This window comes from Exiguobacterium sp. E4787, from assembly GCF_018618375.1.
Taxonomy (GTDB): Bacteria; Bacillota; Bacilli; order Exiguobacteriales; family Exiguobacteriaceae; genus Exiguobacterium; species Exiguobacterium chiriqhucha.
In genome coordinates this window covers 138,967-151,068 of the sequence record NZ_JACSLY010000002.1, presented here as the reverse complement: position 1 = coordinate 151,068, position 12,102 = coordinate 138,967, and the positions used below count along the sequence as shown (strand labels likewise).

General features: G+C 53.5%; 14 protein-coding genes. 11 read left to right on the top strand and 3 right to left on the bottom strand.

The features are described from left to right. Window positions 1–28: 28 nt before the first annotated feature. Window positions 29–277, bottom strand: coding sequence for a ferredoxin (locus tag KNP80_RS03285; protein WP_021067177.1), 249 nt, complete (start codon window positions 275–277; stop codon window positions 29–31). A 142-nt stretch (window positions 278–419) separates the two neighbouring features. On the opposite strand from KNP80_RS03285, the gene KNP80_RS03280 reads away from it, so the two are divergent. From KNP80_RS03280 to KNP80_RS03250, 7 genes are all read left to right on the top strand, one after another. Further along, complete coding sequence (locus KNP80_RS03280) at window positions 420–1,442, top strand: YpbB family protein (RefSeq protein ID WP_251026087.1); 1,023 nt, start codon at window positions 420–422, stop codon at window positions 1,440–1,442. Window positions 1,443–1,449: 7 nt separating this feature from the next. Next, window positions 1,450–2,853: a RecQ family ATP-dependent DNA helicase gene (locus KNP80_RS03275; protein WP_251128873.1), complete on the top strand. Its 1,404-nt coding sequence runs from the start codon at window positions 1,450–1,452 to the stop codon at window positions 2,851–2,853. A 41-nt stretch (window positions 2,854–2,894) separates the two neighbouring features. Further along, the gene (locus tag KNP80_RS03270) at window positions 2,895–3,098 is read left to right on the top strand and encodes a hypothetical protein (protein WP_214719577.1); all 204 of its coding nucleotides are present in this window, start codon (window positions 2,895–2,897) and stop codon (window positions 3,096–3,098) included. A gap of 164 nt (window positions 3,099–3,262) precedes the next feature. After that, window positions 3,263–4,120 carry a MerR family transcriptional regulator gene (locus KNP80_RS03265; RefSeq protein ID WP_214752191.1) on the top strand — a complete coding sequence of 286 codons (858 nt, stop codon included), beginning with the start codon at window positions 3,263–3,265 and terminating at the stop codon, window positions 4,118–4,120. Between the two features lie 61 nt (window positions 4,121–4,181). Continuing rightward, window positions 4,182–4,763 carry an adaptor protein MecA gene (locus KNP80_RS03260; protein ID WP_021067182.1) on the top strand — a complete coding sequence of 194 codons (582 nt, stop codon included), beginning with the start codon at window positions 4,182–4,184 and terminating at the stop codon, window positions 4,761–4,763. Window positions 4,764–4,859: 96 nt separating this feature from the next. Continuing rightward, on the top strand, window positions 4,860–5,777 hold the full coding sequence (locus tag KNP80_RS03255) for a D-alanine--D-alanine ligase (protein WP_021067183.1): 918 nt from the start codon (window positions 4,860–4,862) through the stop codon (window positions 5,775–5,777). A gap of 150 nt (window positions 5,778–5,927) precedes the next feature. Beyond that, a complete protein-coding gene (locus KNP80_RS03250; protein ID WP_214833642.1) occupies window positions 5,928–7,196 on the top strand; it encodes a Glu/Leu/Phe/Val family dehydrogenase in 1,269 nt (422 codons plus the stop codon). A 44-nt stretch (window positions 7,197–7,240) separates the two neighbouring features. Here the strand turns inward: KNP80_RS03250 and KNP80_RS03245 are convergent, their stop codons facing one another. Further along, window positions 7,241–8,248 carry a YpdA family putative bacillithiol disulfide reductase gene (locus KNP80_RS03245; RefSeq protein ID WP_214719779.1) on the bottom strand — a complete coding sequence of 336 codons (1,008 nt, stop codon included), beginning with the start codon at window positions 8,246–8,248 and terminating at the stop codon, window positions 7,241–7,243. A gap of 36 nt (window positions 8,249–8,284) precedes the next feature. Beyond that, window positions 8,285–9,256, bottom strand: coding sequence for an asparaginase (locus tag KNP80_RS03240; RefSeq protein WP_021067186.1), 972 nt, complete (start codon window positions 9,254–9,256; stop codon window positions 8,285–8,287). A gap of 107 nt (window positions 9,257–9,363) precedes the next feature. On the opposite strand from KNP80_RS03240, the gene prsW reads away from it, so the two are divergent. The 4 genes from prsW (at window position 9,364) to KNP80_RS03220 (ending at window position 12,077) form a co-directional block, all read left to right on the top strand. Further along, window positions 9,364–10,020 (top strand): glutamic-type intramembrane protease PrsW, encoded by a 657-nt coding sequence (gene prsW / locus KNP80_RS03235; protein ID WP_021067187.1) that lies wholly within the window; start codon window positions 9,364–9,366, stop codon window positions 10,018–10,020. Between the two features lie 19 nt (window positions 10,021–10,039). Beyond that, the gene (locus tag KNP80_RS03230; protein ID WP_214832857.1) at window positions 10,040–10,705 is read left to right on the top strand and encodes a flagellar brake protein; all 666 of its coding nucleotides are present in this window, start codon (window positions 10,040–10,042) and stop codon (window positions 10,703–10,705) included. A gap of 74 nt (window positions 10,706–10,779) precedes the next feature. After that, a complete protein-coding gene (gene cmk / locus KNP80_RS03225; RefSeq protein WP_214719778.1) occupies window positions 10,780–11,457 on the top strand; it encodes a (d)CMP kinase in 678 nt (225 codons plus the stop codon). Further along, on the top strand, window positions 11,454–12,077 hold the full coding sequence (locus KNP80_RS03220) for a lysophospholipid acyltransferase family protein (protein ID WP_214832855.1): 624 nt from the start codon (window positions 11,454–11,456) through the stop codon (window positions 12,075–12,077). Before cmk ends, KNP80_RS03220 begins: the two co-directional genes overlap by 4 nt. Window positions 12,078–12,102: the final 25 nt, after the last annotated feature.

The following is a 12,102-nucleotide window of genomic DNA, read 5'->3' as shown; positions in this document are numbered from 1 at the left end:
GTGCGCCAAGATGGCACACATGTCTCGCTTATTCGTACTTGAGTGCGTCGCCGTCGAACGATTCGTCCGCGACTTTAATTGAGTCAGTCGGGCAGCCTTCGAACGCGTCCATCAAGTCCTCATACAACTCATCCGGGACTTCAATCGTACCCGTGTTGTCGTCCATCAAGTTGAACGCGAGGCCTTCGTCATCATAGTCGAAGATGTCCGGGGCAGCTGCTCCGCAGGCCCCACATGCGATACATGTATCTTTATCAACAATCGTAAATTTTGCCATTTGTAACCCTCCATACGTTTCGTCTCTCTGCATAGAAATGATTTTCTACTGACTATGAGTAATTGTAGTCTACATACCCAAATATTTCAATGAGGAAACGAATAACGTTTTGGAAGCATAATTTTAACAAGGAGGTGGAACGATGGTTCATTTGGCGGACGGGGTGTTGTTGCTATCCATCCAGCGCTTGAAAGGTGAACGCAGCGAACGTAGTTTGTTTCACGTATTGAACGGAAAACGATCGGCGACGACGCTGCAAGATGCCTTTTTTTATGATTTAGAACCGATTTTTGGCTTGTTCCCCTACACGAAGTACGACTATGAGAAATTGCTCGCTTCGTTCGAAAAGCGTGGTTGGCTCAACCGCTCCAGTTTTACCTTGACCGAAGCCGGGGCAATGCTCGCTTCGCCCGAGGCCGTCAGTGACTTGTTCGACCGTCTCGGCGGTGAGTATCGAGACTATACGACGATGACATGGAAACGGCTCAGTCTGTTCGTGCAGACGTTCATGTCGCTCGAGCATGAGCGCACGTTTTATCCGGTCCAAGCCGACCGTTTAGCCGAACGTTGGGTCAAACAAATCGTGCGGACCGAACGTGAATGGCGACCGTTGATTCAAAGCTTCCACCACGAGCTCGAGACGGCGCTTGAAGACATCGGCGATCCTTATGCGACCGCTGTCGTCTACCGGTTCACAGGGGCGTTCGAGACCGGATATACGTATGAGCAAATCGCGGCCCTCCTCGACGTTGATGCACGGACAGCCCGGCTTTACTTTTTGGCCGGATGGAATGCGCTCCTATGGAAACTGCCGCGAGATGCAAAACTGTTAGGATTCGCCCACGGCTTATCGAGTGAACGGATGACTTTATCGGCGCGGGGGTCGTATGAACAGTTCTTGGCCGGCCGGTCGTTCCAGCAAGTGCAATCGCAGCGGCGATTACGCACCAGTACGATTGAAGACCACGTCGTCGAGATGGCGATGTATTTGGACGAATTTCCGCTCGATCAATTCGTACCGCTCGAGCAAATCAAGCAAGTCGAGCAGCTACGTGACGAATCGAGTTGGGCGCTCAAGCCGATTTTTGAACAAATCGACGGAATCAGTTACTATCAAATCCGATTGGTGTTCGCACGATTGAAACGAGGTGAGACATTTGTTTGAGAAGACGTTGAAGCGAGTTTTCGGTTATGACAGTTTCCGTCCGGGACAGCGCGAGGTGATCGAAGCGGTCGCCGATGGGCAGGACGTGCTTGCCATCATGCCGACTGGTGCCGGGAAGTCATTGACGTTCCAACTCCCGTCCTATATCAAAAACGACGGGTTGACGATTATCGTCTCGCCGCTCTTGTCACTGATTGAGGATCAGATGCTCCACATCCGCGAACGCGGCGAACGCGGGGTGGCGCGATTGACGTCGATGGAGACGCTCGAAGAGAAGCAAGAGATTTTAAATCATTTGAAACGGTACCGCTTCTTGTATTTATCGCCGGAGCAACTCGCTGTGCCCCATGTGACTCGGGCGCTGGCGCGGACGAAAATTCAAATGCTCGTCGTCGACGAGGCGCACTGCATCTCGCAGTGGGGCCATGAGTTCCGGCCGGAGTATGCGCGCCTAGGTGAACTGCGCAAACAGCTCGGCAGTCCGCAGTGTATGGCCGTCACGGCGACCGCGCCTGAGACGGTGAAACGAGATATTGTCGAGAAACTGGCGCTCTTCTCGCCGGCGCAGTTCGTCCACTCGGCGAACCGTCCCGAGATTCGCCTCATCGTGGAACGTCTCGGGTCAGAAGATAAGATGCGTCGTCTGAGTGAACTCGTCCACGACGTGCCGAAACCGGCCGTCATCTATACGGCGACACGGCGTGAGGCCGAAGCGCTCGCCCTCCATCTCGATGACGCCTTGTTTTATCACGGTGGCATGTCGACCGAGGACCGGCGCCTTGTGCAGTCACAATTTTTACGTGACGAAGTCGCCATCATGGTGTGTACGAGTGCGTTCGGGATGGGTGTCAATAAAGATAACGTCCGTTCCGTCATCCATTATCAAATCCCGGCCACGCTCGAGGCGTACATGCAAGAGATCGGTCGGGCTGGGCGTGACGGTGAGCCGGCTTTCGCGGTCTTGCTATACGCCGAAGGGGATGAGCGGATTCAACAGTTTTTGATTGACCAGCAATATCCGAAAGACAAAGATATCCGTCTCGCTTATTTTGAACGAGACAATGGCACGAGCCTGGCCCAGTTGCCACGCTTATTGCGCTTGAACGAGGAAGACCCGGTTTGGGGACTGTTGAATCAGATGCTTGCCGAGCGGACGCTTGCCGAGGCGGTGGATTGGGTAAAAGATAGAAAGCGGGCCCGGTATCGTCAACTCGGGCAGATGATGGACTATGCCCTCATCAAGACGTGCCGGCGCGATTATTTGTTAAATTATTTCTCGGAGCAACCGGTCAAGCAAAGCGATTGTTGCGACATCTGCGGCGAAATCGTGTTCCCGCCGTCGGAGCAACTTGTGTCTAAAAATGTGACAGATTGGAAACATCGGTTGGCTCGTATCTTTTCCTTTGATTGATATCATAGTAAAATGATAAAAAAGGTAAAGGAGGGCACACGTTGCGACATCGGAATCAAGCGGACTCACTTCGTGAACAAGTGGTGGACACGTTGCCATCTCGCGCTGAACGGCAAGAGCATGAGCGAAAAGAGAAATTGAACGACAACTGGCTGAAGCGGCCGCTCGCCATGATGCTTACACTGACGATGTTTGCCATTATTCTTGTATTTTTATATATAGGTCGTCACGACATCTTTTTCTAAACAATACGACGAGAACGTCGTATTTTTTTTATGATTTCGTGCCCGAGGTTGTGAATATGCACAATCTCACCAATTTCTCACAAGATTTGCACAATAAAACAGGTAAAGCCGTACAGATGGGTCTATACTGAAAGAGAAGAACTAGTAGGAAAGGAGGGGCTGCTGTGCCGAAGTACTCCATCAAGACGGTCGCGTCACTCACCGGAGTCAACCCGACCACGATCCGGGCGTGGGAACGACGCTATCAATTCATCGTTCCGAGCCGGACAGATTCGGGTCATCGATTGTATTCCGACCAAGACGTCGAGAAGATAAAATGGGTCGTTGAAAAACAACGGGAAGGATTGACCGTGTCCCAAGCAATTCAACAGCTACATGAAGCCCCGAAGCCGAAGCCTGCCCGCCTTTATGACGAGGAGCTCATGGACGGGTTGCTCGAGGCGTTACTTTCATTTGATGAACGTAAGGCGCACGATTTGATTAATCGTGCCTTTAATACGTTCAGTTTTGAAAAGGTTACGAAAGATATCATCGGTCCGTTATTGATGGAAATCGGGACACGTTGGGAGAATGGGACGATCACGATTGCGCATGAACATTTTGCGACGGCCTTTTTGCGTGCCCGTCTATCGACGCTCTCGCTCCAAATGCCGATGAATCCCTTTTTGCCGCGCATCATTTGCGTCTGTGCCCCGGGCGAGATGCATGAAATCGGGCTCTTGTTCGTGACGCTTTACTTACGCCAATACGGTTATGACGTGATTTTCCTCGGTGCGGGATTCCCGAAAGAGGATTTGAACGAGGCGTTGCACGATATCGATGCCAAGTGTCTGATTTTCTCATGTACGTTGACAGAACATCTCGATGGCCTGAAAGACGCGATGCAGTTCATCCAAGCCGACCACCCGAACCTCGTCATCGGGGCCGGTGGTTACGCGGTCAGCCTTCAAGCGTCCGAATTCGGATCGGCCTTCCTCGGGGACACGCCCGAGGCGTGGACCGAGTGGTTGTCAACTATTTGACAGCTCGAACAAACGGGAGTAGCTTATAAAGTAGGATTGATTATTCTTTGGAGGTTTTCGTTTGAGATTTGAAAAGCAAACAAAAGAACATTTAAGGGTATATTTGACCGCGAGCGACCTATCCACTCGAGGCATCGCCATCGATACCATCGTGGGGGAGAGCGGTCAAGACCTGTGGCGGGAATTGCTTGAGACGGCGGAAGCGGAATTTGGCTTCATGCCACAAGGGACCGTCGACTTGAACGTGACGATGTTTCCCCGTGACGGGCTCGTCATCGACGTCCAGAAAGTCGATGCGCCCGTAGCAGAGTCGGATCAAGAGCAAGTCGAGATTCGGCTCACCATCGACGTGATTCATCATTTGATTTATCAATTTGACGATATCGAGGACGTCATCAACGCCTCGATTCGCTTGTTCCCACATATGCGAGACACCGAGCAGGGCGGAGCGTTCTATCATTACGAGGGACGATATTATCTGCACTTTGTCGAGGTGCTCAAACCAGACGTGGAAGAACGACTGGCCGCCATCTTGTCGGAGTACGGTCGAACGACGACCGTCAGTCCGTACGTCATGATGGAGTACGGCAAGACGATTCAAACTGAACAGGCCGTGAAACAGCTGTACGATACGTTCGCGTAAGTACGGCTTTTTTACTGTTCTGTTTCTATTGTTTTCCGCCGACACATGGTATGATAAAACTTGAATTTTGGAGTAGCTAGCTGAAGGAGAGATTTGATGAAAGTCGCGGTATTATATGGTGGTGTATCAGGTGAGCGGGAAGTGTCGCTCACGAGTGGTAAAGGAATGATTGAAGCGCTCGAAGAACGGGGTCACGACGTCGTGGCGATTGATTTTCACCCGGACCGGGCCAATGAGCTGTTGACGCTTCAAGCCGACGTCGTCGTCAGCGCCTTGCATGGCAAGTACGGTGAAGACGGACGCGTGCAGTCGCTCTTGGAGATGGCGGGCTTGCCGTACACGGGGTCTGGTGTGTTGGCGTCCGCGCTCGCGATGGACAAAGCCCGTGCGAAAATCATCTTCGCCGCTGCCGGCATCCGAATCGCCCGTGACGTCCTCATCGAGACAGGGGACGATATCGACGCGAAAATCGTCGAGTGGGGCGGTGAATTCCCATGTGTCGTCAAACCGGCCCAAGAAGGGTCTTCGAACGGATTGACGATCGCGATGGACGAAACGATGCTCCGTGAAGGAATCGACAAAGCGTTCGCCTGCGATACGGCCGTCTTGGTCGAACAATATATTAAAGGTCGTGAATTGACGGTACCTGTACTCGGAAACCATGGCGCCGAAGCCGCGCTCCCGGTTATCGAGATTATCCCGAAAAACGAGTTTTATGACTATGAGTCGAAGTATTCAGAAGGTGGATCGATTCACGTCTGTCCGGCCGAGTTGCCGGCTTCGTTGACCGAAGAAGTTCAGGCGGCTGCGATTCAAGCGCACCGTGCCCTCGGCTGCAGCGGATATTCCCGTTCAGACTTCCTCGTCTCAGAAGACGGGCTCGCCTATATTTTAGAGACGAACACACTGCCTGGCATGACACCGCTCAGCCTGTTCCCGGACAGCGCTCGCGCCGTCGGTATCTCGTACGGTGAACTGTTAGAGCGATTCATCGCACTCGCACTTGAAAAGTAAGAAGGGGCACTCCCTTCTTTTTTCGTTTTAGAAAACGCTTTCATTATTTTTGTAAAAGCCTTTCAAATTAGGCGCGTATCAGATATACTTTTAAACGAATACGAGGTTGATTCTTGGGGGAGAATCGACAATTTAGGGGAGGAAACCTTCATGATTACGGATCAAGAAAAAGGTCATCAAAAACGAAAAAACATCCTTGAATCGACACAAGAAGTTATACACGAGGCGCTCGATAAACTCGGGTATCCAGAAGAGATGTACGAGCTCTTGAAAGAGCCGCTTCGGATGTTGACCGTCCGCATCCCGGTTCGGATGGATGATGGATCGACAAAGATTTTCACGGGATATCGTGCGCAACATAACGATGCGGTCGGACCGACAAAAGGTGGAATCCGATTCCACCCGAGCGTGACCGAGGTCGAAGTGAAGGCGTTGTCGGTCTGGATGAGCTTGAAAGCCGGCATCGTCGACCTGCCATATGGCGGCGGTAAAGGTGGAATCGTTTGTGATCCGCGTGAGATGAGTTTCCGTGAAATTGAGCGGTTGAGCCGTGGTTACGTTCGGGCTATCAGTCAAATCGTCGGGCCGACGAAAGACATCCCGGCACCGGACGTGTTCACGAACTCGCAAATCATGGCATGGATGATGGACGAGTATAGCCGAATCGATGAATTCAACTCACCAGGTTTCATCACCGGGAAACCGCTCGTGCTCGGTGGCTCGCACGGTCGCGAGACGGCGACGGCAAAAGGTGTCGCCATCATGATTCGAGAAGCGGCGCTCCGTCGCGGCATCGAGTTAAAAGGCGCCCGCGTCGTCGTCCAAGGGTTCGGCAACGCCGGTAGCTTCCTGTCGAAGTTCATGCATGACGCCGGAGCGAAAGTCATCGCCGTCAGCGATGCGTACGGAGCCATCCATGACGAGAACGGTCTCGACATCCCGTATCTGCTCGACCGTCGTGACTCGTTCGGGACAATCTCGACCTTATTCAAGAACACGATCTCGAACAAAGAGATGCTCGAACTCGACTGCGACATTTTAGTCCCGGCCGCGATCGAGAACCAAATCACCGAGGACAACGCCGACAACATCAAAGCGTCCATCGTCATCGAGGCCGCGAACGGGCCGACGACGAACGAAGCGACCCGCATCTTGACGGAACGTGGCATCCTGCTTGTCCCGGACGTGCTCGCTTCGAGCGGTGGGGTAACGGTTTCATACTTCGAATGGGTTCAAAACAATCAAGGGTACTATTGGACGGAAGAGGAAGTGGAAGAGAAGCTTGAGAAAGTGCTCGTCCACTCGTTCAATACGGTATACAATACCTCGTCGGCCCGTAAGGTCGACATGCGTCTCGCCGCCTATATGGTCGGTGTGCGTAAGATGGCAGAAGCGTCGCGCTTCCGCGGTTGGGTATAACAAAAGAGAGGGAAGATCTGAAATCAGGTCTTCCCTCTCTTTATTTATGATGTGACACCGTTGCGCTCCCGAAGCGTCTCGGCGATCGCTTGGCCATGGAAACGTCCGTTCTCGATAAAGATCTTATTGGCATCGTTTCCGGCCGCGACGACACCGGCGATGAACAAGCCGTCGACGTTCGTCTCGTACGTCGCTTCATCGAACGCCGGCACACCGGTCTCCTCATCGACTTGGACCCCGGCATCGGCGAACAGCCCATGGTCGGGCAAGTAGCCGGTCATGGCGAGGACGTGGTCGGTCTCGAGCCGATGTTCTTCACCATGCTGACGATAGACGACGTGATGCGGTTCGATGCGAACGATTTCCGCTTCGAGCTCGAGCCGCACCTTGTCATGACGGACGAGCGAGTCGAACGTCGGCAATACCCACGGTTTGACGGACGGACTGTAGCCGTCCCCGCGATAAAGTACCGTGACGTGGGCACCGGCCTTCTCGAGCTCGATGGCCGCGTCGACGGCGGAGTTCTTCCCACCGATGACCGTGACGCGTTGCCGATAGAACGGATGCGCCTCTTTGAAATAGTGGGCGACGTGCGGCAACTCTTCACCGGGCACGTCAAGCCGACGAGGGCGTCCGTAATAGCCCGTCGCCAAGATTACATAGTCGGCCTGGCGCTCTTTGGCACCGTCCCGGTCGTGTCGGGACCGCACGACGAAACCGTTCTCGGTCCGCTCGACCGCCTCGACCGTCTCGAACGGATGGACATCGAGCCCAGTCCGGCTGACGACTTCCCGATAGTAGACGAGTGCGTCTTGCCGGCGTGGCTTCAAATCTTTACAGATGAACGGGATATTCCCGATTTCAAGCAGATTGGCAGACGAGAAGAACGTCTGATGGGTCGGATACCGATAGATGGCATCGACGATATTGCCGCGCTCGATAATCGTGCACGAGATGCCGATGCGTTCCAATTCAATCGCAGCCGACAGCCCGCACGGTCCGGCGCCGACGACGATAGCGTGTTTATTCAATGAAATCACCTCATCCCTCATTGTATGGAAGGACGAATCGGTTGGCAAGTCGCCAACTCATTGTTGGAAACTGAAGCTGTGTTCCATGACCGCTTGCGACGAACCGGACTCGAGTTCGACGAGAAGGCGCAGTCTCGCTTTTTGTGAGTTCAAGCCGTTCGAGAAGATGATGCCCATCTCTTTCAGTTGCTGGCCACCGCCGACGTAGCCGTAGACGTCCTGAACGATTCCATTGAAGCAGCGGCTGACGATGACGACCGGCATGCGTTCGACGAGCAGTTCGAGCGCGGGAACGATCGACGGCGGGACGTTGCCTTGACCGAGCACTTCGAGGACGAGTCCGTCATAGCCGAGCGCGAGTACCGCCTCAATCAAGTCCGGGTCCATCCCGGCAACGACTTTCAGCACCGCGACCCGTTTTGTGATTGTCGAAATCATCTTCGGTTGCTTCGTCGTCGGTTGGCTATAGATGAGGACGTGGTCTTTCGTCACCATGCCGACGTTCCCGAAGTGGACCGATTTGAACGTGTCGACCGAGGACGTATGCGTTTTCGTGACGTTGAAGGCGGAATGAATCTCGCCATTGAAGACGACGAGTACTCCTTTGCCACGCGCGACATCGCTTTGGGCGACCCGAAGCGCCGTGATGAGATTGAATTCGCCGTCAGAGCCGACTTCGTTCGACGAGCGCATCGCCCCGGTCAAGACGATCGGGACCGGGGCACCGAGTGTGATTTGTAAGAAATAAGCCGTCTCCTCGAGCGTATCGGTTCCGTGGGTGATGACGACCCCGTCATACGTGTCTTGCGTCAGTTGTTGATTGATGAACTGGGCGAGCTCGAGCATTTTTTCAGGCGTCATGTGCGGCGATGGGATGTTTGAGAAGTGTTTCGTCGTGATGTTGGCGATATCGGTCGCTTTCGGCAACGTCGCATCAATCGGATTGACCTCGCTCGGCATGACATGTCCCGACCCCGATTGGGACATGGCGATTGTGCCGCCGGTGTGGATGAGTAATAAATGATTCATAACAGACCTCCAACTTTTTTGTTCGTTTCTTCCAATTTCTAGGCGTGCCCTACTTTTTCTTTCCTCTATTTCAGTGTATGCTTAACGTGAGAAAGGAGAGATGCATCATGATTGCAATCGCCTTGTCTGCGGTTGCGCCAGGGTTCGCCCTTCTTTCCTACTTCTATCTCCGGCATGAACTGGAAGCGGAACCGCTCGGCTATGTGATCCGGTCGTTCGTCGCCGGGGCCATTCTCGTCTTTCCGATCATGTTCGTCCAGTATGCGTTCGTGGAAGAAGGGGTGCTCGTGGGCCCGTTTTGGAAGGCGTTCGTGGCCACCGCGCTTTTAGAAGAATTTTTTAAATGGTTCATGATTTATTATACAATATACATACATAAAGTCTTTGATGATTACTACGACGGGATTCTCTATGCGGTCGCCTGTTCACTCGGCTTTGCCACGTTAGAGAATTTTCTATATTTATGGGTGTACGACTCAATCGAGATCGCCATCTGGCGCGCCGTGCTGCCGGTGAGCGGCCACGCGCTGTTCGCCGTCGTCATGGGGTTTTGTCTCGGCCGGGCCAAACATTCCAACCACGAGCGGTTTTGGCTGTTCACCGCTGTCATGGCGGCCACGCTGTTGCATGGCATGTTCGACTATATCTTGCTCGTCGAACCGATGAACAAAGTACCGGCTGTCGTCTATATAGTCGTCTTATGGATGGTCGCCTTATTGCTCGTCCGCACTGCCAATCGCTCCAATCATCGTCAATATAAATAGAATAAAGGGGAATCGTTTCATGTTAAAAGTAGGTCAAGAGTTACGGGTGGAAGTCGAAGGGAGAAAAGAAGGAAAGACGAAGGTCGCGGCCATTAACGATCAAGTCGTCTGGATCGAGTCCCCGAGTGAAACGGATACGTTAAAGACGTTCTTCTTGCACGAAGACGAGCCGATGCGCGTCTATTTCTTTAAAGGAGAAGAGCAACTATATGCCTTCGACACCGTCATTTCGAGACGGGTGAGCGATGCGCAGTTGACGCTTCGTTATGCATTCCCGATGCCGGATGAGAAGAAAATCAAACGGGTCCAGCGCCGTGAATATTTGCGGGTGCCGGAGATGATTCGCGTGACCGTATCCGCGGAAGATGGGCAGGCGTTCCCGTCGTTCGAGTCGACATCACTCGACTTATCGGCCGGAGGCATGCGCATCATCTCCAATCGGGCACCGGTCGCTGTCGACGAGGCCATCATCGTCTCGTTCCAGGTCAATGACGACCGCGGGAATCCGCAAACGTTCCGCGTCAAGAGCCGACTCGTACGGATTCACGAACAGGCGGCGAAACAAGAGCTGTCGCTTCGTTTCGAAGAATTATCGCACAGGGACCAGGAAACGATTTTACGTTATTGCTTCCGGGCCCAACTTGAAGCGAGAAAACGGACGGGCTCTGTATTTTCTTCACGTTAAAAAACTGGTATGATGTTCTCGGAACAAATGACCGAGAGGAGGCGGGTATCGGGATGAGCCGATACCCAATTTTTATGAATAAACCGTTACAGATTGCATTAGATGGACCGGCCGGAGCCGGGAAGAGTACGATCGCGAAAACACTTGCCAAAAAACTAGGGTATGTCTATATCGATACGGGTGCGATTTATCGTGCCGTGACGTATCGTGCCCTCAGAGACGGGGTCGGTCTCGAAGACGGGCCGAAACTCGCCGAGATGATCGGCAACATGGATTTACGGCTCGTCCCGTCCGAGAACGGACAACGTGTGTTCGACGGCGCCGACGAAGTGACCGACGTCATCCGGACGAGCGAAGTGACGAACAACGTCAGCTTCGTCGCACGCCAGCCGGAAGTACGGGCTGCCCTTATGGATTTACAGCGGGACCTCGCCAGTAAAGGCGGAATCGTCATGGACGGCCGCGATATCGGCACGCACGTCTTACCAGGCGCCGACTTGAAAGTGTTCATGACGGCGACGGTCGAAGAACGGGCCCGCCGCCGCCATGAGGAAAACGTATCGAAAGGATTGCCGAGCGACCTTGAACAATTACAGCTCGAGATCGCCTTGCGGGACAAACGCGATTCCGAGCGTGAGGTCGCCCCGCTTCGTCAGGCCGACGATGCGCATTATCTCGATACGACCGAGCTGTCGATTGACGGCGTCGTTGAGGCGATCGAGCACTTGATGAAGCAGGTGATTGATCGATGAAACCGCTCAACGATGGACCGTTCGGCATGTATCGACTGGCCGTAGCTGTCGTCAATGTCATCCGTAGATTGAGCTTCCGTGTCGAGTATATCGGGCGCGACAACGTCCCACTCAACGGTTCGATGATCGTCTGTTCGAACCATCAATCGAACTGGGACCCGGTCATGCTCGCCGGGGCGATGCCGAAACAGCGTCAGCTTCGTTTCTTCGCGAAAAAAGAGTTGTTCGACGTGCCGGTATTGAAACACATTTTGAATCGGGCTGGACAGATTCCTGTGTCACGCGGGGAAGGAGACCGACAAGCACTCCGGGTCGTCTTGCAAAAGTTGAAGGAAGACGAGGTCATCTCGATTTTCCCGGAAGGAACGCGGTCAAAAGACGGTACGCTCGGCAAAGCCCAAGCCGGCGTCGGGTTCTTCGCGCTCCGTTCGGACGCGTCGGTACTTCCGGTGGCGATTATTGGGACGTATAAGTTCCGCTCGAAGTTGAAGGTCGTCATCGGCCAACCGATCGACATGAGCGGCTTGAAAGCGGACAAGGCGAGCGCCCAAATCGCGGCCGACTTGATTATGACGACAATCGGTGACTTGTACATGCAGCATTCACGGAACGTTCGTTAATTTCAGGTTTAATCTCGCGCTAGGA